The organism is Photobacterium satsumensis (assembly GCF_050336935.1).
Lineage (GTDB): Bacteria > Pseudomonadota > Gammaproteobacteria > Enterobacterales > Vibrionaceae > Photobacterium > Photobacterium satsumensis.
On record NZ_JAKJSK010000006.1, the window covers coordinates 1,298,397 to 1,323,655 of the forward strand.

Here is a 25,259-nt window from a genome sequence, read left to right on the forward strand (position 1 = left end):
CTCATGATTTAGAAAAGCCGATTCCTTTGTGGTATCGGCTTTTTTTGTACCATTTTGCGGCTATATTTAATAAAGCACTCAATATGGACATAGTTACTCTATTTGCTTGCATATATTCCCAGCATACTGGTCAGATATGCCTATAAGCAATCCTCTGTTATCAATGAGTATCAAATTAAGTGCATTCGCAAAGCGAATTAATAGTGGAAATTGGTTTCGTTTTGTATGAAAATAACAGCAACACTATGAATCACTAAGCACATGATATTAAGCCCATATCATGGATAGAAAAGGAAATATTCGATGAACAGCAATAAAGCACGAGTGATCTCTAACTGGAAGCCAACCAACGAGCGCGAATCTGCAGCATTGAAAGAGTTTTTGATGCAAGAAATGGGAGCAAAAACTGCTCACCATGAAGGTGGTACTGGTAAGCTTGGCCCTGATTCAGGTCGTCTGATTCGCTAACCCAGTAATTTGATATTCAAGTAACATTTCCCCCTGTTACGACAATGCAGCCAATCCTCTTGGATTTGGCTGCATTTTCTTTATGGACACTTTGCCAGTTTAGTTTTTAGCTACGGCTTCTTTTCAATCTTGCCCCACTTCAGGGCACCATTGGTTTCGAAGTGTTTTTCCGGCTGGCATTCCAGCAATACGCCCTCAATGGCGATCACTGCCCCCAACGAATAAGACTGCCCTTCATAAAAGCAAACACGTTGAGTATTGAATGTGCCTTCAAGGCTCAATTTAGGCTGTGACTTTACAGATATTTCTTTTGCCATGACTGGAAGTGACAGTGGCAACGCCAATAACAAGGGCAAAGCAAATACAAAAAACCGAGTACTGGAAGTACCTTTACGAGATGCCTGCCATATCGAACCCCGTTTTCTCATCACGATACCCTCCTTGATAAACACCGACAGCTTACAACCAACTAAAGCTTAACTATTAACATCGACCGGTTTAGCTATTGGATTAAGCTTTAACTGCTGCGACAACAGAAATTTCTACTAGCAAGACATCACGTGCCATGCTCGCTTCAACACAAGCACGAGCTGGAGCATGACCTGCTGGTACCCAGCTATCCCATACTGCATTCATTTCAGCAAAGTCTTTCATATCTTTGATGTAGATTGTCGCAGAAAGCATGTGCTCTTTATCACTGCCAGCCTGTTCCAGTAGCGTCTCTACTTTATCCAGCATCGTTTGAGTTTGCTCAGTGATACCTTGTGTCGCATCTGCACACACTTGGCCACACAGGTAAACAGTACCATTATGCTTAACGATACGGCTCATACGCTGACCAGTTTCTTGACGTTCAATCACAATAAATGCCTTCTTATGTTATTGGGCCTAATGACCTTAATACAATGTAATTCTTTTGATTACGGTTCAGTGCTATATTAACAACTGCACACAACGCAGTAAAAAGAATTTATAACTATCAATTTGATAGCCATTCGAGTATTTACAGATTCTTCACCGCTTCTTGCTGGCTCAAGGGAGATAATTGTTCTTGGTAACGGTGAACAAAGGATTTCACATATTCCGCATCCGTCTTGGCGTATTCTCTCAACACCCAACCAATCGCTTTTCGAATAAAAAACTCTTTTTCATTCGCTAGCATCAAAATTGTTTCTTCAAGCAGGGAAAGGTTTGTTTCTTGCTTGTGTTTGAGGTGAACAAGTAGTGAGGCACGGCGTAGCCACATATTGTCCGACTGGCGCCATCCCCGAACGACATCTTCAAGCTCACGATGCTCTTTTACCAGCGGACCGATAAGATTCGAGGCGATTTTGTCAACCGTGTCCCAATGACTTGCTTCTGTAAGCATCTCTTCGTAAACGGGAAACGCCTCTAGAATACGAAAAGACTTGTAGTATTCAGCAGCATCCATCGCGAGGTATTGCTCTTCGCGGTTGACTCCTGACCACAACCAAAGCACCAATCGCTTGTACTCAATAAAAGAGGTGATCGCAGTGTGCTCTCGGGCTTGCTTAAAAATAGCCTTTCGTTCTGGTGCCTTTACACCATAAAAAGCCTGTTCGGTTTTCATATACGCTTGCATGGCTTTCGCATCTTCGGCATTACCCGCTTCGGCCATTCGCTGCTGCATGAATATCACCATAGGAATAACAAGTGACATCAATAACTTCCTTTTCTTTACTTATCATTAATATATTTTGCTGTTATTGGAACACAGTTACTGGCTCAGTACCAATGTCTCATACCCAAGTGACCTCAAGTTGTAAAATTCAGAGCTTCATCAAGGTGTTCAGTTCAAGGAAAATAACCGAATGGAATAGCAGTCTATTTCGAGGTTATTTGACACAGAAATGGGCGCCTTGATGAGCTCCCAAAGGGCGAGTTTACTTGAATACTAGGCGGTGTTAGCGATTCTTGATTTAGAACCACTAGATCATCAAATTCGCTGCCTTGCCTATCATTCAAGTAACTCTCGCTGAATCAAACACCTTGAGGTTACTTGGGTATGTCTAAGACTTTTTCACCCTATTGATAAAGTTGACGAATGTCCGACCTCTTCCTAGGTTTATAACAATAATAAAAAAATCCTAATTACTACGCTTAGTTGCCTATTCAATTTAACACCGCTTAGCCAACAGAAGGGATACCCGCTTATGGTGCCAAGAGAGGTCAAAACGGTTAACGATGCCAAGCAACTCGTTGAAGAGCGCAAGCTCAGCCACGTCAAGGTCGGGCTGTTCGACAATGATGGCGTGATGCGCGGCAAGTACATGTCTAAAGAAAAATTCTTTTCTTCGCTCGATAATGGTTTTGCCTTTTGTGACGTAGTCTTGGGGTGGGATGTCAAAGATCAACTCTATGACAATACCCAATATACGGGTTGGCACACCGGCTATCCCGATGCACCAGTGCGCATTATCCCTTCCAGTTGCCGTGACGTATTAGGTGAAGATGGCATGCTCTTGTTTATGGCTGAATTTGCAGGAGAAGCAGAATCAGTATGCCCAAGGGCAACATTGCACCGAGTGCTTGATAAAGCCAAAACCATGGGACTGATCCCCAGAGCTGCTTTCGAGTATGAATTTTTCCTCTTCCGCGAAACACCCCACTCTGTGCGAGAAAAAGGTTTTCGCAATCTAGAGCCAATTACCCCAGATTGGTTTGGCTATTCGATGATACGGAACTCGACCTACTCCGAACTCTATCAATCTATCCTTGCGATGGCCGAGACCATGGATTTTCCCATTGAAGGGATCCATTCCGAGACCGGCCCAGGGGTGATTGAAGCAGCGATCGCCGTTGACTATGCTTGCCATGCTGCAGACAAGGCCGCGCTGTTTAAAACCTATATGAAAGTACTGGCCCAGAAGAATAACCTGATGGCGACATTCATGGCCAAGTGGAGTAATGATTACCCTGGTCAGAGCGGGCATATCCACCTTTCCCTCAAAGACCAAGACGGCAACAATGTTTTCTTCGATGCTGAGCAAACCCACTCGATGAGTGCCCTGCAACGGCATTTTCTCGCCGGCCAACAGCGCTTGATGCCTGAACTTCTGTGTATGGTCGCACCATCCGTCAACAGCTACAGCCGTATGATTCCGGGTTTTTGGGCCCCAACCGATGCCACTTGGGGAGTCGAAAACCGTACCACGTCATTACGGGTGATCACCGGTTCACAAAAGTCACAACGCATTGAATACCGTATCGGAGCAGCGGATGCCAACCCATTCTTAGCACTCGCTGCCGCCTTGGGGTCTGGCTTGATTGGAATCGAGCAAGGCTGGGAGCCGTCGGACCCAGTGTTAGGAAATGCTTACCAACAAACTCACAGCAATACCCTCGCCTTACCACGCACGCTATGGGATGCCACCCAACAGTTCAAGCAATCAGAAGCTGCGGTTTCACTCTTTGGCAAAGCATTTGTCGACCATTTTTCTGCATCACGAGAATGGGAGGACAGGGAATTTAGAAAACATGTAACTGACTGGGAGCTCAGCCGTTACTTCGAGATTATTTGATGCGAGGAAAGGCACTTGAACCATTCAACCAAAACCGACAGGCAACAAGGAGTTATCCAGAATACGATATCTCCTGCCGATGGCAGCGTTGTCGCGACTGTGACGATGGCGACCCCCGAAGATATCCGGCAAACACTGGATAAAGCGAATATCGCCCAAAAGATGTGGAAACAAGTTCCTCTAGCACAACGGCAAGAACACTGTAACCGGGCTATCGATGCACTACTTAGCCACCGAGATATGATTGCCAGCGAATTGAGCTGGATGATGGGAAGGCCCATACGCCACAGTAGCAGTGAATTAACAGGGGTCGAAGAGCGAGCTCGCTACATGATAAAGCACAGTGAGCAAGCACTTGCCACCATTAAGCTCCCTGAAAAACCGGGGTTTACTCGGTATATAACCAGAGAAGCATTGGGTACGGTATTGGTGATATCACCGTGGAACTACCCCTACCTCACCGCGATTAACTCAATCATTCCGGCCCTGCTGGCAGGTAACAGCGTGATCTTAAAGCCGTCTTCCCACACGCCGCTTTGTGCCCAACGATTCCAACAAGCTTTTGATGAGGCACAACTGCCCGAAGGCATATTCCAGCATTTGTTTCTAAGCCATGACGCGACAGAAATCACCGTCAGCAGTGAACAAATTCAGCATGTGGTATTTACTGGTTCGGTCACTGGCGGGGCAAACGTTGAGATCGCTGCTGCCGGCCACTTCCATGGACTTGGGCTTGAATTAGGTGGGAATGATCCGGCCTATGTCTGCAATGACGCCGACATAAGCCAAGCCGTTGAAACCATTGTTGATGGTGCACTCTATAATGCAGGACAATCATGTTGTGCCATTGAGCGGATCTATGTCGATTATCGGATACACGATGAATTTGTCGAAAAGGCGGTTCAGCTCGTCAATCAGTATCAATTGGGTTTTCCGCTCGATGAAGATACGACGTTGGGCCCTTTAATTTCGACATCAGCTGCCGATCATGTCCGCCAACAAATTACAGAAGCCAAGCAACAAGGCGCGCAAGCCCATATCTCAGAAGTCTGTTTTCCTAACAGTAAACCTAGCACCCCTTACCTCGCTCCGCAGGTGTTGACGGATGTGAATCATCACATGCAGATCATGACAGAAGAAACATTTGGCCCTGTATTACCCATCCAAAAAGTCTATTCAGATCAAGAGGCTATCGATTTAATGAACGATAGCAAATACGGTTTAACCGCCAGTATATTTACCTCGGATATCAATCGGGCTATCGCGATTGGCGAACAGGTTGAAACGGGTACTTTTTTCGCTAACCGTTGTGATTATCTCGACCCAGCCCTTGCTTGGACCGGAATCAAACACTCAGGAAAAGGCTATGCTTTATCGACACTCGGATTCGAAACGTTAACTCGGCCCAAGTCATTTCACCTCAAGCATCCAACCCATTGAGCCGTTTAACCTATTATATCGGACGACCCTATGACTCTGCTGCATTGGCACTACCCTACAGAAATCCTCGTTGGTGAACATGCCAGTTCGCAGCTGGCCTTAATATGCCAAGCTAGGTCTATCCAGCGACCACTCTTTGTTACCGACCCCTCGCTTACCGATACCCAAGCGATCAAAAATATTGTCTTATCCTGCCAAACAGCGGATTTGCCCGTCTCAATTTTTGATCATTTTTCCGGTAATCCGACAGGGGAGCAGGTAGAAAGTGGCATTGAGTGCTTTCAAAATGGCAACCATGACGGCGTTGTCGCCATTGGCGGGGGATCGTCAATCGATATAGGCAAGGCCATTGCTCTGGCTGCCAAACAGCAGCAACCATTGTGGCAGTTTGAAGATGTTGGCGATAATTGGACAAGAGCCGATGCTAGCCTTATCGCCCCGGTCATTGCCTTGCCAACCACCGCAGGTACTGGTTCGGAAGTGGGGAGAGCATCGGTTATTACGGATACCCAAAACCAATGCAAGCGCATCATCTTCCACCCAAAGATGCTGCCTGCGCAGGTCATTTTAGACCCCGGACTGACCGTTGACCTACCCGCGCACCTCACCGCCGCAACCGGCTTGGATGCCCTGTCCCACAATCTCGAAGCGTATTGCTCCCCGAGTTACCACCCCATGGCCGAAGCCATCGCGATTGAAGGGATGCGACTGATTAAACTATACCTCCCTATCGCCTACACCGACGGGACTAACATGCAGGCCAGAACCCAGATGCTAATAGCCTCAACCATGGGGGCAACGGCCTTCCAGAAAGGACTTGGTGCGATGCACGCTTTGGCACATACCCTAGGCGTGCGCTACAACTTACACCATGGGCTACTGAATGCTGTCTTGATGCCCTATGTGCTCTGCGCCAACCGGCATTACCTTCATGAAAAAATGCTCAGGCTGTCCCATTACCTTGAACTGGAAAAAGAGGGCTTCGACGGGGTTCTTGAATGGATTTTGATGCTGCGAAAACAGCTTCACATTCCACATACTTTATCGGAATTGGGCGTTGATGATAAAGAGCAGGGGGCCATTGCCGCGCAATCAGTGAACGATGCCGCAGCCAGTGGAAACCCTATCCACCTATCCCAAGAACAATACCAGGACTTATTCCGATACGCCCTTAAAGGCACACTGGATTTATAGGAAAACAACATGAAGCTAGGTGTATTGTTGTGTGATGATGTCAGGCCTGAGCTACAGCCCAAACATGGTAACTATCCGGCTATGTTTTCCAGTCTATTTGCCCAATCTGATCCCAATATTACGCTTCAATTCTACCGAGTAATTGACGGCCAATACCCTCAATCTCTCAAGGAGTGTGACGGCTACCTAACCAGCGGTAGCCGGTATAGTGTTTATGAGCAAAGCCGATGGATAAATGTTTTCCAGGGGTTCATCCACCAACTCTACTTTCAGAAAGTCCCCCTTGTCGGTATCTGTTTTGGCCATCAAATGATCGCGCAGGCATTAGCCGGAGAAGTGGTGTGTTCAGACCGAGGCTGGGGGATTGGCGCAGCACAAGCGACAGTTGATTTGAAAGAAGTGCAGAGCTGTCCCTGGCTTACTGAGCCACCAGTAAACTTGTCGCTGCTGGTCAGCCATCAAGATCAAGTTATTCGCCTCCCCAAAGAGAGTACCACCCTTGCCGGTAATGAGTTTTGTCCAAACAGCATCATGTTAGTCGGAGAGCATTTCCTCGGTATTCAAGGCCACCCGGAGTTCACTCCCGAATACCTGTTCGATTTGATTAAACTCAGAAAAAACAACTACCCTGCAGTGACTTACCACAGCGCATTGGATTCTTTAGACCAGCCAACAGATCACCTTAAAGTCACTCGGTGGATCATCCAATTCTTCCGTTATAGGCAACTCTTGGGTAACCACCATACCTTCAATAAATCCGAATAACTTCATCAAGCAAGGTAGCTCGTCTCTTTTTCTCCACTGCTTACAATACATGCTAATGCCATTTTAAGTTCGTGGAGACACCTATGTATCACGCCCATATCTATTTTGATGAAAGCCAAATAACCACAGCTAAACAGTTGCACCAAACAATAACGCTACGAGAAGAAATAAGCGCCATATTTCCCTTGGTTCACCGTGAAGTTGGCCCTCACAGCAAACCCATGTTTGAAGTTCATTTTGCTGATGATAAACAAGGCTTTGTTGAGTGGCTGGATACCCAACGCGGTGAATTATCAGTGCTAATCCACCCAGTAACTGATGACGTGATTTCTGATCACACGACCAATGCAATCTGGCTTGGAAAACCACTTCCTATCAAGCGTGACATATTGTTTTGATCACTTAACAAAAAACAAAAGACTACAGACAGTTTTATGCAGTTAAAGTGACAAACATCTCAATAATTTGGTTTTTTAAGTTGATTTTGTTAGCATGACCAGCGAAATTTACTTTGTACTCTAAACAATTGAGGAAATAATGACTGTCACTAAGGACAAGTACAGTATTGAAAATACCGACTACACCGTCGGTCAGGACAACATCCAGAAGTGGGGGTTTGATGTTCATAACCCTGTCTTCGGCGCAAGCGCTGGCCTCGTCATCTTCTTCCTAATAGCACTATTAATCAGCGATCCTGAGACCGCCAAAGCCAGCCTTGATGGCATGAAATGGAAAATCATCAGTAACTTCGACAACCTGTTCATGTGGGCTGGCAACCTATTCTTAATATTCTGTCTTGGTCTCATCATTTCACCATACGGTAAAATTCGTATCGGTGGCCATGACGCAAAGCCCGAGCATTCAAACTTATCTTGGGTTGCGATGCTGTTCGCTGGCGGAATGGGTATCGGATTGATGTTCTGGGGTGTAGCAGAACCTACCGCTTACTTTACTGGCTGGTTTGAAACACCACTTGGTGTTGAGGCGTACTCAGAAGAGGCAGCATATGTTGCCCTTGGCGCAACCATGTTCCACTGGGCTCTCCACCCTTGGGCTATGTACGCCGTTGTCGGTTTATCGATGGCGTTCTTTGCGTTTAACAAAGGCCTACCACTCTCATTCCGTTCAGTTTTTTACCCATTACTGGGTGATAGAACATGGGGTTGGTTTGGTCATATCATTGATGTACTTGCCGTACTGGCTACCCTATTTGGTATTGCAACCTCATTAGGCTTAGGGGCGCAGCAAGCCGCGAGTGGCCTTAGCCACGTATTCGGTTTTGAAAATGGTCTAGGTATTCAATTAACGGTTATCGCACTTGTGACCTCATTGGCTGTTTTTTCGGTTATCCGGGGCATTAATGGCGGCGTTAAAGTATTGAGTAATTTTAACATCCTTGTTGCTATCGCTCTTCTTGGCTTCGTTATCGTGCTCAGCTTTACGACCTTTTTGAAAACGCTGCCAACAGCACTACTTGGCTACATTGATAACATCCTTCCACTAAGTAACCCGCATGGCCGAGAAGATGAAGCTTGGATGAACGGCTGGACCGTGTTCTATTGGGCTTGGTGGATTTCTTGCTCACCATTCGTAGGTATGTTTATCGCCCGTGTATCAAAGGGCCGTACCGTACGTGAATTTATTACTGCGGTAATATTCATCCCTAGCACTATTACTCTCATTTGGATGTCAGCTTTCGGTGGCCTAGCCATTGAGCAAGTGGTAAGTAAAGTTGGAGAGCTCGGAACGAACGGCCTAACTGATGTCACACTGTCACTATTTCATGCCTATGACGCCCTGCCATTTAGCACTGCGCTGTCAGTGATCTCCATTGCCTTAATCATGGTCTTTTTCGTCACGTCATCTGACTCAGCATCGCTGGTTATCGATAGTATTACGGCTGGCGGTAAAATTGATGCACCGGTTCCCCAACGTATTTTCTGGGCGACTATCGAAGGTGCTATCGCGGCAATGCTGCTATGGATCGGTGGTACAGAAGCGATTCAAGCTCTGCAAGCAGGAGCGATATCTACCGCCTTACCATTTACTATTATCATGATAGTGATATGTTTTAGCTTGATTTTAGGTTTACGAAGTGAGTTAAAAGTTTACCGTTTATCTTACGCTAACTAACCAGCAAACCTCGACTAAACGAAAAGCCGTAGCTTTTTGCTACGGCTTTTCTTTAACAATCGGTTAAGCCACCACCTGACTTAATCCGTGCCAAAACTGAGTAATCGATTTTCGATTTGCGTCTTTCGAGCGATAACAAATAATATCAAGAGTGATCATCAACTCTGGCATATCAGGAAATGCCCTGACTAGCAGACCTTCAGCTAGCTCAGATTCAATCGCATGCCTTGGCGCCCAGGCAACACCATACCCATTGACCGCCATCTTAATTAAAGACTCAGTGAGTGTAGTCTCGAATACCTGATTTAGGGGACACCGGCTTTTCTCAACCAAAGGGGTCACAACGTTATACAAGAAAGTATGCTCAGAATAAGCCAAATACGGGTAGTCTTTTCCTGCTGAGTGCTTTTCCAGCAACGTTGGAGCAACGACAGGAATAATCTCTTCTTGGGAAACCAGCAGTTTTTCCACCTTGTCTTCAATCAAAAATGATGGACGCATTCCCTGTGTGTTGTAAGCAAATAGAATATCACTCGAACCATCCAACAGCGCCTGAAAATGGTTGTCTATCCCCTGCACCGATGGATTAATGGCCAGGTTGAGGTTCTGAAAGTCAGCACTGCCCTGCCGAAACAAGGTTGGCAGTAGATTCACGGCAAACGAATGCAAGCTAACAATACGAACCGTGTTCTCTGTTTTTAATGATACCTGAGCAAAGTCTTCTTTGGTCACCTTGATCTGATCCAGCAGGTTTTCCACATACGGGACAAACTTTTCACCATTTTCCGTTAAGGTTATAGGGTATGAAGTGCGATCAAATAACGGCGTACCAACCCACAGCTCTAAAGCCTGTATACGACGGCTAAAAGCAGACTGGGTAACATGCCTCGACTTAGCCGCCGCACCAAAATTACCCAGCTCCCTCAGGCTCATGAAGTCGTCTAACCATTTGAAATCCATAAAATCTCCTGCCATTTCCTAAGCCATGATCTCAATGAATAGTTTCATTCGAAAACAGCAATAGAAATAAAAATACTCACAATAAAATTAAGGTTACTCTCTTTCGAGTGGCAGCCAGACTGGTGACAACAGAACCTTCTGCCAAAACAGCTTGCTTAAATAAGCATCACTTAAACTAATAACAAAAGAGCACCCTATGTTTACCCTACTTAAAAACGCTGAGCTTTATTCCCCGTTACCTATTGGCAGGACGGATATTCTAATTTCTCACGGCAAGGTACTGGCAATTAGCCCATCAATGCAAGTTAATGCGCTTAAAGATGTGAGTATCATCGACTGTCAGGGAAAAATTGTGACACCGGGCTTAATCGACCAACATCTCCATCTAACCGGTGGTGGTGGTGAAGCTGGTTTTGCCAGTCGCACGCCGCAAATAACACTAAGCAAATTGATAAAAGCAGGAACAACCACTGCCGTTGGTGTACTTGGTACCGATGGTATCTCTCGTTCGCCCCGTGATTTATATGCCAAGGCAGCCGCTTTGAGGGAAGAAGGGATCAGTGCCTTCATGCACACGGGATCCTATGAAGTCCCAACTAAAACCATTACTGGTTCTATCCGCGATGACATCGCCTTTATCCCACCAATCCTCGGGGTTAAAATTGCCCTTGCAGACCATCGATGTTCATTCCCGACCACTGAGGAACTGGCCCGTATCGTCTCGGATATCCGTATTGCAGGCATGTTATCGGGCAAACGAGGGGTGATGCACATCCACATGGGTGGGCTAGATAACCCATTCGCGCAAGTTAACGAACTGCTCGCACTTGGACTGCCTATTCATCATTTCTCACCAACTCATGTCGCCCGTACCGAACACTTATTTAACCAAGCCATCGACTTTGCCCGTAAAGGGGGCTATATCGACATCACCTCTGGTGGCAGTCGTTTTACCCCACCAGAACAAGCGGTTAAATACGCGATAGAGTGCGGCGTTGAAGAACGCCACATTACCATCAGCTCTGATGGAAACGGAAGCTTGCCGAAATTTGATGAGACAGGTGCACTCGTCGGCATGGCTGCCGCAGATGTCGATAGCAACTTACTGATATTGCCCAAGTTGATAGAAGCCGGGATCACACCTGAATGTGCTATTGCCATGCTAACGGCCAATGTCGCCGACTCATTGGGGATCTCAAAAGGCCGGATAGAAATCGGAAGTGATGCAGACCTATGTCTCTTCAACGATGACTTTAGCCTCAATAGCGTAATAGCCCAAGGTAAAACAATGATGCTCCACGGCGAGATGCTGGTAACTGGAAACTTCGAGTAAGGAATACAACTATGAGTTTGTTTATTGCCCTTATCGGGCTAGTCATTGCCGGCCGTTTGATCCTCAAAAACTACAACCCGCAAGGTGTCCTATTTACGACCGGTATCGCCATGATGATCGTGGCTATTTTTACCAACAACGCCAGCTTTGTCGATAAATCCACCGGCTGGATCGGCTTCGATATTTTTGAATACATCAGCAACACCTTCAGCAACCGCGCAGGAGGCTTAGGGCTGAAAATCATGTTGATTGGTGGCTTTGCGATGTTAATGTCTGCCATTGGTGCAAGTCAGGTCATGGTAAGGGTGACATCTAAGCCATTGATGAAGCTGAACTCACCTTATCTCATGCTCGCAATGGCCTTTATTTTAGGGCAGTGTCTTGCGCTGTTTATCTCAAGCGCAACGGGACTTGGCCTACTGCTGATGGCAACACTTTATCCTGTGTTAATCCGCCTTGGATGCAGTAAAGCTGCCGTTGCTGCTGTTCTGGCAAGTACCTGTGCCATTGAATTCGGACCGGGCTCTGGTAACTCCATTTTAGCCGCACAGACTGCAGGCTTAGATATTACCGAGTACTTTGTTAACGACCAACTTCCAGTGATCAGCATTCTGATCATTGCTGTTGCCGCTATCCATGCGCTTACTCAGCGTTATTTCGACAAAAAGCAGGGGGTTGAAACGACAGTGTCAGCAGTAGACTCCCCAGCCGAAGACAGCAGCACAGATACCCCGCTCTATTACATTCTCCTGCCTATGCTTCCCCTGTTCTTTATGCTGACCTTCAGTAAAATGGCCATTGAGGATATTAACGTTGGTATGTCTACCGCAATCTTGCTCAGTATCTTTATTAGTTTGAGTTGTGAATACCTACGCCACCGTCAAGCTCGAACTGTATTTGAGAAGCTACAAGGTGTGTTTAATGACATGGGGAAGGTGTTCGCTACTGTTGTCACCCTCATCATTGCCGGACAGACATTTGCCATGGGCCTCAAGTCGATTGGCGCTGTCGATGCACTACTGAACCTTGCTAGCGGCGCGGGTTTTGCTGCCAGCGTAATCGTACTGTTTATGGCGATTCTTACCTTTACGATTTCAGCACTGATGGGGTCAGGTAATGCCGCCTTCTTCTCATTCGCACCAATGGTGCCGCAAATCGCAGAGAAAATTGGGACCAATGTGGCAGACATGATCCTACCAATACAGCTATCAGCGGGGTTTGGTCGAACAATTTCACCTATTGCTGGAGTTATCATTGCCGTTGCCGGTATTTCTGGTCTGTCGCCATTTGATATCGTACGCCGCACCCTGATCCCGATGATCAGTGGATGGATGCTTATGCTAATCATCACTTTCACTCGCAGTGGTCAAATCATGGAGTTATTGCCATTCCTCGCCGGTGCAATTGTATTAGCCTTTGCCGGCATTAAGATAATCAGAGCCAGAGCCAGAGCCAAACCTAAAGCACACGCTCAAGTTTAAGCGCCAGCCAATACAACAAAGCCGTAGAAATTTGCTACGGCTTTTTCTTTAATACCATCCCAAACAAGATATGACGAAGTAAGCAGAGGCTATATATCTTTACCAAAGTCATTGAATATTAAAGAAAAGTCATTCAAGCCAATATCATTATCAGTGCGATTACTATGCACTTTGGTCAACGTTTTAATTGTATTTGTCATTACCCCAGCAGGTGATAAATTAGTGATCCTGTTTCTTAGTAAATAATCACGAAGTGTTTTTCTGCTAGTTATATTTACACTATAACGAAGCTGCGCCTTATCAAACAGCCTCGCCATGTTATTCTCAACCGTTTTAATCGACTTACCTAGAACAGTACTGATGAATTCATTAGAAAAGCCACACATAATAAAATAGGCATAGGTTTCCTGTAGCGGTGTAAAACTTTCACATAATCTAGACGCTTTAAAGTCAACTTCATGACCTTGGTTATAATACGTTGTTGGATCATTAAATGCCGAAGACAGCGTAAAAATAAAGCCAGTACTATACATACTGACATCAATACCAACTACTTGACCGTCAGCATTAATTATTGGACGTTTAGAAACATAGTACGCTTTACAACTTAGCCCTATCTTTATGATATTTATTGAAAAAATATAATATCCACTTTCTAATACATGCCTATTTTGAATATCAATAATGTCAGCAAAGTCGCTAAAGTTACTTTGAATCTCCGTATTCTTTACCCCAAGAGCCTGAACACTCTCCAACCCGAGAAGATCTTCGTATGACTTATTCATTGCAATATAGTTTCCATGGCTATCGTAAACGGCACATGGGAATGGACAGGAGATATTCTTGAGTCCTACTGCATAAAGGTACTGCTCATCTGTTATATTCATTTTTTTTATGACGACTAAAACCAAGTTAAATTATGCATTTCAAATCCGCCATAAGAATACCTAATAAGTGTATTTTATCAATGTGACGACCTATTTAATTGTAAGCAAATTTGGCTATATTCATTCGTTGAATTAATTATTACCGTTGTCAATATCCCAAGTCTGTCACTATTTGATTTCGAGCGACGCGCCAGTTCCCTACGAGCTGTGGCTGGTTAGTCATAGCCAGATGATAAGAGGTTTTACTCACAGTGGAGAAAATAATGGTTACTTTCCATTCCTTCCCTGAACGAAAAAGCCGTAGCATTTTACTACGGCTTTTCTTTATTCATAGCTGAATCTAATTGGTATAACTAATTATGAAATCGACACCAAATCACCACATTGCGGGCATTTCCACATTGATTTGAATTTCACTTTCTGCCACCAATTTCGGCGCATTTTTACCATTTGAACATTGCAATGCTGACACACTTTAACACCTAGCTACTTGTTATTTAAGAATTAATAGTAAATTTGTGTCTTCCGTGAGCCTGCGTATGGTATGGCATACCGATAAATACATCAAGTCATAATTCTGTCAGCAGTGTCAAAAAAACCACACCCATTTAGGCTTCACCTGGCAACAAATAAAAAACCGCCAGTTGGCGGTTTTTATTTAGCTTGAGGTAATTTAGGTATACTGTCTATTCACTTATACTTTTACGGTTACTTTAGTAGCCAGCGACATGGCTAGATTGTTGTCGTAATAAGCGGCTTCATTGATAAAATGCGGGTACGCTTCATAATCCCCTTCCCAACAAACTTCTTGGCCGTTAAATAAGGTGAAGATAGGATCGCCATGGCGTAAGAGTTTGAAATCGGCATCTTGCACATTGCGATGGACCATACCTATCCGCTCACCCTGATCATTTTCAGGCAGCTTCAACGTTTCACAGTACTTGTATGCTTCATAGCTAGCCGGAAGCTCTGGTAAGGCATCACGATTATAAAGATCGACAAAATCCAAAATATGGCCTGTCATTTCTTCCATCCAGTCTAAAACATCTTGGCGAATCACAGACTGTGGTTGAGGGCCAATTTCGACAATCACGCCCTGCTCGGTGATAGAACTCAAGAAGCTATGCTCATGAACCGGGACATGATCTTCCAGCACCACAACAGCAGTTGGCATCTTTACCGTGACATATGCCCCCAGCTGTCGGTTAAAAGCATCGGTCTGAAGCAAGATCAGAGACGGTCCCATATTGCTAGTCGTATTGTGCAGATCGATAATAAAGTCAGTTTTTGCAGCCCCCTTAGGCCCTAACTGCGCATTAATCGCCTTCGCACGGCTTTGCTCATAATTTGCTAGCTCAAGATTGTTAAGCTCAGCAGTCGCAAACTGGCGGTTCATGTCACAATCGAGATAACGTTTGTTTTCTTCAAACGCTTTTGGGTTCGCAAAAACAGTTTCTACAGAAAAGCTCTCACGTTCAATCAGCTGTGGCGCGTCACGCCATTTGCGCAATAAGTAAATACCACTGAATTCATTGCCATGGGTACCACCAACAATCGCGACTTTATTCAATTTCTTCGTCCCTGTCATCTTTACTCAGACTCGCCTTCATCAAAAAATATATCCTACCCACTGATAACAGTTTCGCTGATAATTTTCCAATAATATTGAATAATAAATGGCTAGCATAAGGCTGGTCGTGCCAGCCTCCAACCTACGCTAATCCCATTGGGGACGTGTTTGGGCCAATTTCAGGTAGGAATGTAGCTGGCCATTTTTATATTCAATGGCTGAGTGAATACTACTTCCTTGGCAGGCGACCACGGTGCAAGCGTAACGATTCTCGTCCTTATAAATAGTCAGCTCTAGCATGCCGTTAACCAACTGCCATTCACCACGGGTTTTCTGCCGTCGAAACAAAGTAAACTCTTCTAGGCTTCCATTCGGATGGAGCAATAGCTCAGTGATATACCCTGCTGAGCAGGTTTTGATCCAATGTTGCTGAGTTAACTCTGTAAGAGAAAAATCTCGCTTGCCTGCCAACCACGTTTGCAGCTCATCTTGCTCCTTGCTATCTGGCGTAGGTAATTTATCCAGCCCCAGCAACCTGACTCGTTCTGACTCACGGTAAAACAGCTGCAACAACTTTTGGGTTTTATTATCAGACATCCCTATCTCCCTAGAACAGTTTAGGCTTTCAAATGTAACGCTAATTAAATTACATCATTAGTGTTAAACCTTGATTTTGCAATACAAGTCAAAACTTCACCTTGCTTCGCATCACTTTTGTCTGGCCTCGTTGCGTTTTTTTATCTACTCGCCTTTTCTGTGAATTGCGAGTCGGCTTCGTTGCACGACGAGCCTTTTGCTGTACAACCGCTGATTTAATCAAAGCGACCAACCTTTCCAGCGCATCTTCTCGGTTCAGCTCTTGAGTCCGATATTGCTGGGCTTTGATGACAATGACTCCCTCTTTCGAGATCCGGCTATCGGAGAGTGCAAGCAACCTTTCTTTATAAAAAGGGGGCAGTGACGAGCGTGAAATATCGAAGCGAAGGTGAATGGCCGATGAGACTTTGTTGACGTTTTGTCCACCAGCCCCCTGAGCACGTATTGGTGTCAGCTCAACTTCCCAATCGCCCAACTGGACTGAATTAGAAATTTCTATCATAAAATTAAAATGAAAAAGGGTTCAGTGGATAGTATACCTTTACTTGACGGGTTTGTGTCGCCGACAACGCTCTGAACAATAACGAAGACCACCCAACATCGCTGCCATTTTATGTGGTAGGTGGCTTTTTCATTTAACCCTCACACAATAGTGGTCGTCCTGTCTATATACGATCAACATTGTAAAACCGCTCAACAGCTGTGTTGGCTAGTTGTCCGGTGTTCTGGGTTACATCATATGGAATTTATGGCTTCACTGATTACTGATACTGGTAATTGGCTCCGACCTTGGATTGATGACATCGCTACTGCAGTGGTCACCTGCTTACTGGTAATGTTTGCAGCTGATATCAATCGGTTTATGCGAAAACAGTTAGTCGGTACCAATTTTATAGTCAGAACGATCATTTTCATTTTGATTAATGCTTTTGGTTACGGCTTTTTTATTGTTAGCACCGCTCCGTTATTGTCAACGCAACTAAGCCAGCTGGCTAACCACTGGCTTATTACGGTTATCACGACCTTGTTTATTGTCATCGGCGTTTGGGCACAGCGACACCGTCAACAAGTCTAACCATGACTTTATTGCTGTTACACGGCCAATTTAAAGATGTAAAACATCATCATTAACCACAGGCCAACACCCGATACCGCTACAAATGAAAACACGATGAGCTGCTTTAATTTTGATAGAAAGCACGACATATGCATAACGAACCTCCTTGACTGCTACTAAACTTGGAATGTATTGATTAACCAAGCTTTAACAACATCTTACCCTTGATGTTGAACAAACAGTTAAGAGACAGATCAGTTTCTGGAAAAGTGGCCCGAAATGCTAAATCTTTGGCATAAAATGTAAAAAGCCCGGCATCTGCCGGGCTATATCGATTACATCACTTACACCCGCCGATACGGTAAGTAGATCGGCTCCCAAGTATGCTCAGCCAACTCATGAACAATATCTTTGCCCGCTAAGTCACATTTAGGATCTTTCGCCTGCATATCGGTTAGAATGCGGGTGGCAACATGTAAAGAGACCTGCTTCAAATTGCTGATGCGAGGGTATACACAACCTGAGGCCAAATCGTCATCTGCTACCATCTCTGCCAACGCATAAGAAGCAGTAGTGAACATATCCAACGTCACTTTTTGGGTTTGGGACACAATAGCGGCCAAACCGACCCCAGGAAAAATAAAGACATTGTTGCCCTGGCCTATTCTGTACTCCTGACCATTGAAATTCACGTCACCAAATGGGCTTCCTGTTGCCACAATAGCCTGACCATCACTCCAGCGGTATATATCTTCAGGTAAGGCTTCACAATTCGCGGTAGGATTAGACAGCGGGAAGATCATCGGCCGCTTAGTGTACTCCATCATTTTCTGGATATGGCCTTCTTTGAACGCACCGCCAATCCCACTGGTCCCCAAAAGAACGGTTACAGGGTAGTTATCAATTAATTCAGTTAATGATACCTTGCCAGCCTCAGCAACATTCCAGTCTTGGGCCAGATTTCTCGGCTTGGCATAGCGCTTCTTGTATTCATCTAACCCGTCACGATCTTCAAACACTAAACCTTGCGAATCCAAAATAAAGATTTTTTCTCTGGCTACTGTATGAGAACAGCCTTCTTTGAGCAGACCGGCAAAGATCTGATCAGCAACGCCGACACCACCGGCACCCGCACCATAAACCACATAATTTTGATCAGCCAGTAACTCACCCTTAATTTTGGTGGCCCCTAAGATACCGGCAAGCACAACTGAACCTGTTCCTTGGATGTCATCATTAAAGGAAGGCAAAAATTCCTCGTAGTCCGAGAGGTTATCGAAGGCGTTAGATTTACTGAAATCTTCCCATTGCAGTACCGCTTTAGGGAAATTACGTTTCACCTGCTTCACAAACTTATTGATAAAACGCTTATACTCTTCACCCCTCATGCGGCGACGCGGCACGCCTAAATACATAGGATCATCGAGTAAGTCTTGGTTATCAGTCCCGACATCCAACGCAATGGGTAGACAGTGAGCAGGATGAATCCCAGCCCCCAAGGTGTACAAAGACAGTTTCCCGATAGGGATCCCCATACCACCTACTCCTTGGTCACCAATACCCAAGATACCCTGGCTATCTGTTACGACGATAATCTTTATATCTTTACCGGTAAAATGGCGGGCCAGCTCATCCATATTCTCGACGTTGTCTTCGGTAATATAAAGCCCGCGGGCTTTTTGATAGCGATGGCTAAACTCTTGGCAAGCTTTGCCAACTGTCGGGGTATAGATAATTGGCGTCATTTCTTCTACATGCCGAGAAAGCAGCGCGTAGAAGAGAGTTTCATTCCTATCTTGAAGGGCGCGTAGGAAGAGGTATTTTTCGATATCAGTTGAAGCATTTCTAAAGCCGTCGTATACCCGATTCAATTGGTCTTCAAAGGTCTGAACACGTGGCGGTAGCAGACCATCTAACTGGAAGGCTTCTCTTTCCTCATAGCTAAATGCCGTACTTTTATTCAGGGTACGATCATTGAGCAATTCAGTGCCTGTTAGCGATACGGGTCTAAATTCGTTGCCATTTTCATCCTTCCAACGTAGGTATTTTCCTATCGTCATTTCATCCTCCGTTCACATTATTTTTCATTGTTATTTTTCGGCTTTCTTCTGAATAGAAAGTAACCGAAATTATAATCCTTATGAGGAATGAAAAATGTGACAGTTGAAGGTTTGTCTTAAATGAATAAAAATGGCAGATGACTTCTATACCACCAACGCAATACTAACATTCAAATTTTAGCATCGATGTATTTCAACATCTTGTCGTATAGGCTTATCATTTAGCATGAAAAATTCATTTTCATGCCTTTTTATCCAAATGCTTATTCCTTGTTTTCTTTAGTAAATCAATCGATTTATGCTTTACGAGATTACGAACTAACTTCTTATCCTTCATAGCCTTTTCTCTTTACCACAATCAACACACTTCCATATTGATTTAAATTTTAACTTTTGGATCCAGCTACGACGCACTTGCACAAGGCGTCCACTACAATAATCACACATACAGATAACCAGTAGGTTTAAACTTGAAAAAATCTTTAATTAATATGTCATAATCCTGATTGTATTTTTCAGGAGAAAGTAAATTCTATGTCCGCTTCATGTAAGGTTTAAACTAATGGAATGAACATCGCATAATAAAAGTAGTCACCATACTCCCAATATTTCTTTTCTCTGTTTTATTCTTAGTCATGGTCCCACTCACTTCTAGCCGCTTTTTCCCACTTCAATCCATCGGAGATAGAGTGCAAGCAGCGTGCTTCAACACAACAAATGGTACGACGTACCGTATATGATTTCAAGTCAATAAAATGTCACTCAACGTGATCTGCATCACAGTTACCAGGACTCGGCGAGCAAACGATTATATGTTCACTATTTACACAAGCAATCGGTTACTTTTTTATTGGCTTGATTGTATTTCAACCATACTCATAAAAATTATTTGAATCTGCTCACAATTTTTTGAGAATCAACAGATACAAGCAGAAAGTTTCTTTAGCCTTTGTCACTCATTTGGCCCTGAACGACAAAAAATACAATGACTATGAAGAAGACTTTTATTGCGGCATCTATTGCCCTTGCAGCTCTTTCTGGCTGTAACAGCAGCGACTCTGTCAGTACTTACACTGAAGCTCGATTTGCCACTTTTAACCTTTCTTTTGATCGCGCTACAAGCCAAGACCTTATTGAGCAAATGACATTAAGTAATGATGCTCAAACTCAGCTAATTAACCGCTACAAAAGCAATAGCTTGACAGGCACTGAGCTTGAAACCGCAAAAAAAATAATCCAAATTCGAAATGTCGCTGAAATTATCCAGCGTGTACGCCCTAATGCCTTTGTCCTAGCCGAATTCAACAACGACGGTAAAGGCGAAGACATGCGCGCACTAAACGGCTTCCAGGATAACTACCTAGCCCACGCTCAAAACGGTGAGCGTCCGATTCAGTTCAAATACAAACAAAACATCGCCACTAATACAGGGTTACAAAGTGGTTTCGATCTAGATCACTCTGATAGCATTGCCGCTATTGAAGGCCGTGCGGGTGATGATGCATGGGGTTATGGTGACTACCATGGCCAATATGCCTTTGCTGTATTCTCCCAGTTTGAAATTGATGAAGAGAATATCCGTACTTTCCAGCACTTCAAATGGAAAGATATGCCGGGTGAAGACAACCTGACAATTTTGAATTGTGAAGGTAAAGACAATGATGGTAACCCAATCGATATCTGCCCTCCAGATAGAAGAGAAGATGCCAAGTGGTACTCTGATGAAGCATGGGAGCAATTCCCGCTATCATCAAAAAACCATGCAGATATTCCAGTCATCATTCCTAAAGCCAACGGCGAGACAGAGGTCGTACACTTTTTGGTGTCACACCCTGCGCCACCAATCTTTGATAACCCAGCAAAGCACAACACCGAACGTAACCGTGCCGAACTAAAATTCTGGAACGATTATATCGACTCAAAGAACTACATGTACGATGACAACGGTGTATATGGCGGCCTAGCAGCTGGCAGTAACTTTGTTGTTGCTGGCGATTTGAATGCCGACCATCAAATGGGTGACGGTGATCGTGAAACCATTGCAAACCTTATTACTCACTCAATGGTCAATGTAGAAGGCACGCTGGGTAGCTATGCACCAACCAGCAATGGTGGAGAATACTGCCTGAATGAAGGTATTTGTACTCGAAATCAAAATACTCCTCACCCTGAAAACATCACCAGTACAAGTGGTCTTCGCCTAGATTACGTCATTCCATCAGCAACCCTTGATGTGAAAGGCTCTGGTGTATTCTGGCCTGCAGAAGGCGAAGCGGGTTACCACTTGGTATTCGATGAATCTCTGGATGAGAAATACCCGCACAGCAAATCCGTTTCTTCTGACCATCGCATGGTATGGGTAGACTTGGATTTGTCTAAGTAATACCTAAATGAACAAAGCCTCACCAGTTGGTGAGGCTTTGTTGTTTTAGAAGCAATAAATAATAACTTATTTCAGCGAGCGCCCCTGCGTTCGAATCACTTCCTGATACCAGCTGAAGCTTTTCTTGCGTTTGCGTTCTAGCGTTCCTGTACCGTCATCGTGGCGGTCGACATAGATAAAGCCATAGCGCTTGCTCATTTCAGCGGTCGAGTTTGCGACAAGATCAATAGGTCCCCAACTGGTGAACCCCATTAGCTCAACACCATCCAAAACAGCTTCTTTCGCTTGCACCAAGTGATCATTGAGATATTGGATACGGTAGTCATCTTGGATCTCACCGTTCTCGTCAATTTCATCGCGTGCACCTAAGCCGTTTTCTACAATAAACAGCGGTTTCTGGTAACGGTCGTAAAGGAAATTCAACAGAATACGCAGCCCTTTAGGATCGATAAGCCAACCCCACTGGCTTTTCTCAAGATAAGGATTCGGCACGCTATCGACAATATTACCGACCTCTTTGGCTTTAGGATCTGCGCTCGCACATCCGCTGGCGTAAAAACTGAATGAAATGAAATCGACAGAAGCCTGCGCTATCGTCTCCAAGTCCCCCGCCTCCATTGCTATCTCAATGTTGTTTTCACGAAAGTAGCGCAGCATATAACCCGGATATTTACCGCGAGTTTGTACGTCACCAAAGAAGAGCCACTTGTTGTTCTCGTGCATGGCAGCAATAACATCATCCGGGTTACAGGTATACGGGTAGTTAATCGCGCCGAGCAGCATGTTACCGATCTTGCCATCTGGAATGATGCGCTGACACAGCTTCACCGCTTTGGCATTGGCCACTAGCTGGTGATGGATAGCTTGATAGATTTCCTGCTCACTGGCCTCTTCTTGCAAGCCAACGCCAGTAAATGGCGCATGCAGTGACATATTGATCTCATTGAATGTCAGCCATAGTTTCACTTTATTTTTATAGCGCTCGAATACTGACGCTACATAACGCTCGAAGAATCCAATCAGTTTCCGGTCAGCCCAACCGCCATAGTTCTCCACCAGCGCGTAGGGCATTTCGTAGTGGGAAAGCGTCACGAAAGGCTTGATATCGTGCTTGGCCAATTCGTCAAAAATGCGGTCATAGTAGGCCAGTCCCGCTTCGTTGGGCTCTTGCTCATCACCGTTAGGAAAAATCCGGCTCCATGCAATAGACAAGCGCAGGCAATTGAATCCCATCTCTTTAAAAAGAGAAATATCCTCTGGATAGCGGTTATAAAAATCAATGGCGACATCTTTAATGCCCGCAGTACGTTCAGCTCGGGTTTGGTGAGGGCTCAAGATACCGGACGGCAGCATGTCAGATGTAGATAGCCCCTTTCCATCAAAATCATAAGCTCCTTCAACCTGATTGGCTGCAATTGCGCCCCCCCATAGAAAATCGTGTGGAAATTGAGTCATGAGAACCTCTGTCTATAGCAACTAAAACTGAATATATACCCATATTGACAAATATACGGAAAACAAAAAGAGCTAACATCCGGTAAATTTGTTCCCTATATTAGCTAAAAACTCGATCAGATTGCCTTTATTGCGTCTATAGCGATAAAATCAGGAAAATTCTAGCGCTTTAAATTCCCGGTTTATACAAATGAAAGACGAAAGAGCGTTTCAATACTACTCTCGCTTGTTGTCCCTCGAGGTCAAGCAAGATGTCTTCGTATCACTTGGCGATGTTGCAGCAATGCTCTGTACGACACCCAGGCACAGCAGGACACTGTTACAAGCGCTACAAGAGCGCGAGTGGCTAAACTGGACGCCCAAAGTTGGCCGTAACCAACGCTCAATTTTGCACCTTCATTATTCGCTGGTTGAACTCCAGCACTCACTGGCAAAGCAACTGATCGAGAAAGGCCATTATGAAAGTGCATTGGCGCGGCTAAACGGGGATCAAAAACAATTCAGTGCTTTGCTACAGCAAACCTCTGGCGCAACCCTGCGTGAAGGACAACTTCATATCCAGCTAACTTATCAACGTATTTTTGACCGCTTATTGCCTCACAAACCATTACGTAACAGCGAACGCTTTCTGGTTCGGCAAATCTATACCTGTTTAACCGCGTGTAATAATGTGGGAAACGTCACCCCTCAGCTCGCCCATCACTGGCAATGCAGCGACGATGCAACAGTATGGCGCTTCTACCTGCGGCCTCAATTGCGGTGTCACTCCAACACCGTTATCGATGCGGCATTGGTCTGTAATCTGTTTAATCAGCTTCGCCTTTTACCTGAATATGAAAAAGAGCTATCGCACGTAAACCAGATATCAGCCTCGCACCAGTGTATTACGTTTGAACTTAACAGTCCTGATCACGGTTTTGCAGCTCTACTCTCGGATTTACGGTACTCAATTCAACCACCAGCGCAACTCTGTGAAGCGACAAATCTATCTGTTGATGGTTGTGGGCCATTTCAGGTAATTGAACAGTCGGATAAACGCCTTCGCCTTCAAGCTTTTGATCATTATTTCTCCCTACGCTCACTCACCGACACCGTCACAATTTGGCAGTTCGATCATACTCCCAGCGAACGGATCCAATTTGGCCGTAGCGATAGCGATGATGATCAACAGCATCCCGAGCTACTATTGAAAAGAGAGGGTGTAGAGGCAAGCAGCACACAAACCCGTATTGAAAATGGCTGCTTATATTTATTGTTCAATATGAACAACGCAAAAACTCCGTTAAGCCACGCGCAAAGGAAATACCTAACCAAAGTACTGTCGCCCGAACTGGTGCTACAGCATGGGGGATTATCAGAATTACTGTTGGCCTCTGTTCCCGCATACAGTTTATTACCCAGCTGGACAAAGGTGCATCCCCAGCTCATAGAAAAAACAGCGCTACCTCACCGCCTAGATATTGCAGTCTATGACCATCAGGTCATTCTCGATTGTGCCAATGTACTTTGTAAAACGCTCAATCAGATGGGCATCGAAAGTCAGGTAAACACCTATTCTTTCACTGAAATGCACGAGCGGGCAGAACGTCATGAGCTGCAGGAAGCGATCATCATCGCCAGCTTCAATGTCGACGATAACTTACCGGTTTCGGTTTTCCGGTGGTTTTTATCTAACGCTATCTTACATCAGGGCCTACCAGCAGATGCTAAAAGCTGGCTTTATCAAGAGTTGGGGCATATACGTCAACAATGTGAGGTTGGGGGCTACTTGAACAAGCTGGAGCCGCTTGCCACAACCCTGCAATACGAGAATTGGCTAGTTCCATTATTCCATCACCGACAGACACTCCGGTGGCAAGGTGTATTACAAGGTGTCTCGATGACGGATTGGTCTTGGCCTGACTTTAAGAATGTCTGGACGGACGATAAATAAA

22 protein-coding genes are annotated in these 25,259 nt (G+C 44.9%); 12 read left to right on the top strand and 10 right to left on the bottom strand.

The window, feature by feature from the left end; translation table 11 throughout:
* The first annotated feature begins 303 nt into the window (after nt 1-303).
* The gene (locus L4D79_RS06060) at nt 304-468 is read left to right on the top strand and encodes a hypothetical protein (RefSeq protein ID WP_166645346.1); all 165 of its coding nucleotides are present in this window, start codon (nt 304-306) and stop codon (nt 466-468) included.
* A 110-nt stretch (nt 469-578) separates the two neighbouring features.
* On the opposite strand, the gene L4D79_RS06065 is transcribed toward L4D79_RS06060, so the two are convergent.
* The 3 genes from L4D79_RS06065 to L4D79_RS06075 all read right to left on the bottom strand — a co-directional run bounded on the left by L4D79_RS06065 (nt 579) and on the right by L4D79_RS06075 (nt 2,149).
* Entirely contained in the window at nt 579-896 is a 318-nt protein-coding gene (locus L4D79_RS06065) for a DUF1496 domain-containing protein (RefSeq protein WP_428651716.1), read from the bottom strand.
* An 82-nt stretch (nt 897-978) separates the two neighbouring features.
* Nucleotides 979-1,329 (bottom strand): RidA family protein, encoded by a 351-nt coding sequence (locus L4D79_RS06070; RefSeq protein WP_428648738.1) that lies wholly within the window; start codon nt 1,327-1,329, stop codon nt 979-981.
* Nucleotides 1,330-1,471: 142 nt separating this feature from the next.
* On the bottom strand, nt 1,472-2,149 hold the full coding sequence (locus tag L4D79_RS06075) for a DNA alkylation repair protein (protein WP_428648741.1): 678 nt from the start codon (nt 2,147-2,149) through the stop codon (nt 1,472-1,474).
* Nucleotides 2,150-2,642: 493 nt separating this feature from the next.
* Here L4D79_RS06075 and L4D79_RS06080 point away from each other — a divergent pair, with 493 nt between their 5' ends.
* The 6 genes from L4D79_RS06080 to L4D79_RS06105 all read left to right on the top strand — a co-directional run bounded on the left by L4D79_RS06080 (nt 2,643) and on the right by L4D79_RS06105 (nt 9,542).
* On the top strand, nt 2,643-4,010 hold the full coding sequence (locus L4D79_RS06080; protein WP_428648744.1) for a glutamine synthetase family protein: 1,368 nt from the start codon (nt 2,643-2,645) through the stop codon (nt 4,008-4,010).
* Nucleotides 4,011-4,025: 15 nt separating this feature from the next.
* Complete coding sequence (locus L4D79_RS06085; RefSeq protein WP_428648746.1) at nt 4,026-5,450, top strand: aldehyde dehydrogenase family protein; 1,425 nt, start codon at nt 4,026-4,028, stop codon at nt 5,448-5,450.
* 30 nt (nt 5,451-5,480) lie between these two features.
* A complete protein-coding gene (locus L4D79_RS06090) occupies nt 5,481-6,644 on the top strand; it encodes an iron-containing alcohol dehydrogenase (protein WP_428648749.1) in 1,164 nt (387 codons plus the stop codon).
* 9 nt (nt 6,645-6,653) lie between these two features.
* Entirely contained in the window at nt 6,654-7,409 is a 756-nt protein-coding gene (locus tag L4D79_RS06095; RefSeq protein ID WP_428648752.1) for a glutamine amidotransferase-related protein, read from the top strand.
* A gap of 83 nt (nt 7,410-7,492) precedes the next feature.
* A complete protein-coding gene (locus L4D79_RS06100; protein WP_428648755.1) occupies nt 7,493-7,807 on the top strand; it encodes a DOPA 4,5-dioxygenase family protein in 315 nt (104 codons plus the stop codon).
* 139 nt (nt 7,808-7,946) lie between these two features.
* A complete protein-coding gene (locus L4D79_RS06105) occupies nt 7,947-9,542 on the top strand; it encodes a BCCT family transporter (protein ID WP_428648757.1) in 1,596 nt (531 codons plus the stop codon).
* A 63-nt stretch (nt 9,543-9,605) separates the two neighbouring features.
* On the opposite strand, the gene L4D79_RS06110 is transcribed toward L4D79_RS06105, so the two are convergent.
* Nucleotides 9,606-10,502 carry a LysR substrate-binding domain-containing protein gene (locus L4D79_RS06110; protein ID WP_428648760.1) on the bottom strand — a complete coding sequence of 299 codons (897 nt, stop codon included), beginning with the start codon at nt 10,500-10,502 and terminating at the stop codon, nt 9,606-9,608.
* A gap of 196 nt (nt 10,503-10,698) precedes the next feature.
* On the opposite strand from L4D79_RS06110, the gene iadA reads away from it, so the two are divergent.
* Both iadA and dcuC read left to right on the top strand, forming a co-directional pair.
* On the top strand, nt 10,699-11,835 hold the full coding sequence (gene iadA / locus L4D79_RS06115; RefSeq protein ID WP_428648763.1) for a beta-aspartyl-peptidase: 1,137 nt from the start codon (nt 10,699-10,701) through the stop codon (nt 11,833-11,835).
* A gap of 11 nt (nt 11,836-11,846) precedes the next feature.
* Nucleotides 11,847-13,316, top strand: a complete 1,470-nt coding sequence (gene dcuC / locus L4D79_RS06120; protein WP_428648766.1) for a C4-dicarboxylate transporter DcuC — start codon at nt 11,847-11,849, stop codon at nt 13,314-13,316.
* Between the two features lie 89 nt (nt 13,317-13,405).
* On the opposite strand, the gene L4D79_RS06125 is transcribed toward dcuC, so the two are convergent.
* The 4 genes from L4D79_RS06125 to arfB all read right to left on the bottom strand — a co-directional run bounded on the left by L4D79_RS06125 (nt 13,406) and on the right by arfB (nt 16,872).
* Nucleotides 13,406-14,203: a PAS domain-containing protein gene (locus L4D79_RS06125; protein ID WP_428648768.1), complete on the bottom strand. Its 798-nt coding sequence runs from the start codon at nt 14,201-14,203 to the stop codon at nt 13,406-13,408.
* Nucleotides 14,204-14,897: 694 nt separating this feature from the next.
* Nucleotides 14,898-15,791, bottom strand: coding sequence for an aspartoacylase (locus L4D79_RS06130; RefSeq protein WP_428648770.1), 894 nt, complete (start codon nt 15,789-15,791; stop codon nt 14,898-14,900).
* Between the two features lie 129 nt (nt 15,792-15,920).
* Nucleotides 15,921-16,370, bottom strand: a complete 450-nt coding sequence (locus L4D79_RS06135) for a hypothetical protein (RefSeq protein WP_428648773.1) — start codon at nt 16,368-16,370, stop codon at nt 15,921-15,923.
* An 88-nt stretch (nt 16,371-16,458) separates the two neighbouring features.
* A complete protein-coding gene (gene arfB, locus L4D79_RS06140; RefSeq protein WP_428648776.1) occupies nt 16,459-16,872 on the bottom strand; it encodes an alternative ribosome rescue aminoacyl-tRNA hydrolase ArfB in 414 nt (137 codons plus the stop codon).
* Nucleotides 16,873-17,118: 246 nt separating this feature from the next.
* On the opposite strand from arfB, the gene L4D79_RS06145 reads away from it, so the two are divergent.
* Nucleotides 17,119-17,445 (top strand): DUF3392 domain-containing protein, encoded by a 327-nt coding sequence (locus L4D79_RS06145; RefSeq protein WP_428648780.1) that lies wholly within the window; start codon nt 17,119-17,121, stop codon nt 17,443-17,445.
* Nucleotides 17,446-17,771: 326 nt separating this feature from the next.
* Here the strand turns inward: L4D79_RS06145 and L4D79_RS06150 are convergent, their stop codons facing one another.
* Nucleotides 17,772-19,487: an NAD-dependent malic enzyme gene (locus tag L4D79_RS06150; RefSeq protein ID WP_428648782.1), complete on the bottom strand. Its 1,716-nt coding sequence runs from the start codon at nt 19,485-19,487 to the stop codon at nt 17,772-17,774.
* Nucleotides 19,488-20,478: 991 nt separating this feature from the next.
* Here L4D79_RS06150 and L4D79_RS06155 point away from each other — a divergent pair.
* Nucleotides 20,479-21,870 carry an endonuclease/exonuclease/phosphatase family protein gene (locus tag L4D79_RS06155; protein ID WP_428648785.1) on the top strand — a complete coding sequence of 464 codons (1,392 nt, stop codon included), beginning with the start codon at nt 20,479-20,481 and terminating at the stop codon, nt 21,868-21,870.
* A gap of 66 nt (nt 21,871-21,936) precedes the next feature.
* Here the strand turns inward: L4D79_RS06155 and L4D79_RS06160 are convergent, their stop codons facing one another.
* Nucleotides 21,937-23,325 carry a glycoside hydrolase family 1 protein gene (locus tag L4D79_RS06160; RefSeq protein WP_428648788.1) on the bottom strand — a complete coding sequence of 463 codons (1,389 nt, stop codon included), beginning with the start codon at nt 23,323-23,325 and terminating at the stop codon, nt 21,937-21,939.
* Nucleotides 23,326-23,515: 190 nt separating this feature from the next.
* On the opposite strand from L4D79_RS06160, the gene L4D79_RS06165 reads away from it, so the two are divergent.
* The gene (locus L4D79_RS06165; protein WP_428648791.1) at nt 23,516-25,258 is read left to right on the top strand and encodes an SgrR family transcriptional regulator; all 1,743 of its coding nucleotides are present in this window, start codon (nt 23,516-23,518) and stop codon (nt 25,256-25,258) included.
* Nucleotide 25,259: the final 1 nt, after the last annotated feature.

Bases quoted from the DNA above. Each gene is read 5' to 3' on its own strand.
- L4D79_RS06130 (WP_428648770.1), bottom strand. From the start codon at position 15,791: ATGACAGGGACGAAGAAATTGAATAAAGTCGCGATTGTTGGTGGTACC.
- L4D79_RS06105 (WP_428648757.1), top strand. From the start codon at position 7,947: ATGACTGTCACTAAGGACAAGTACAGTATTGAAAATACCGACTACACC.
- L4D79_RS06060 (WP_166645346.1), top strand. From the start codon at position 304: ATGAACAGCAATAAAGCACGAGTGATCTCTAACTGGAAGCCAACCAAC.
- L4D79_RS06065 (WP_428651716.1), bottom strand. From the start codon at position 896: ATGAGAAAACGGGGTTCGATATGGCAGGCATCTCGTAAAGGTACTTCC.
- L4D79_RS06095 (WP_428648752.1), top strand. From the start codon at position 6,654: ATGAAGCTAGGTGTATTGTTGTGTGATGATGTCAGGCCTGAGCTACAG.
- L4D79_RS06125 (WP_428648768.1), bottom strand. From the start codon at position 14,203: ATGAATATAACAGATGAGCAGTACCTTTATGCAGTAGGACTCAAGAAT.
- L4D79_RS06090 (WP_428648749.1), top strand. From the start codon at position 5,481: ATGACTCTGCTGCATTGGCACTACCCTACAGAAATCCTCGTTGGTGAA.
- L4D79_RS06145 (WP_428648780.1), top strand. From the start codon at position 17,119: ATGGCTTCACTGATTACTGATACTGGTAATTGGCTCCGACCTTGGATT.
- L4D79_RS06150 (WP_428648782.1), bottom strand. From the start codon at position 19,487: ATGACGATAGGAAAATACCTACGTTGGAAGGATGAAAATGGCAACGAA.
- L4D79_RS06165 (WP_428648791.1), top strand. From the start codon at position 23,516: ATGAAAGACGAAAGAGCGTTTCAATACTACTCTCGCTTGTTGTCCCTC.
- L4D79_RS06075 (WP_428648741.1), bottom strand. From the start codon at position 2,149: ATGTCACTTGTTATTCCTATGGTGATATTCATGCAGCAGCGAATGGCC.
- L4D79_RS06100 (WP_428648755.1), top strand. From the start codon at position 7,493: ATGTATCACGCCCATATCTATTTTGATGAAAGCCAAATAACCACAGCT.
- L4D79_RS06155 (WP_428648785.1), top strand. From the start codon at position 20,479: ATGAAGAAGACTTTTATTGCGGCATCTATTGCCCTTGCAGCTCTTTCT.
- L4D79_RS06160 (WP_428648788.1), bottom strand. From the start codon at position 23,325: ATGACTCAATTTCCACACGATTTTCTATGGGGGGGCGCAATTGCAGCC.
- L4D79_RS06135 (WP_428648773.1), bottom strand. From the start codon at position 16,370: ATGTCTGATAATAAAACCCAAAAGTTGTTGCAGCTGTTTTACCGTGAG.
- L4D79_RS06110 (WP_428648760.1), bottom strand. From the start codon at position 10,502: ATGGATTTCAAATGGTTAGACGACTTCATGAGCCTGAGGGAGCTGGGT.
- arfB (WP_428648776.1), bottom strand. From the start codon at position 16,872: ATGATAGAAATTTCTAATTCAGTCCAGTTGGGCGATTGGGAAGTTGAG.
- iadA (WP_428648763.1), top strand. From the start codon at position 10,699: ATGTTTACCCTACTTAAAAACGCTGAGCTTTATTCCCCGTTACCTATT.
- dcuC (WP_428648766.1), top strand. From the start codon at position 11,847: ATGAGTTTGTTTATTGCCCTTATCGGGCTAGTCATTGCCGGCCGTTTG.
- L4D79_RS06080 (WP_428648744.1), top strand. From the start codon at position 2,643: ATGGTGCCAAGAGAGGTCAAAACGGTTAACGATGCCAAGCAACTCGTT.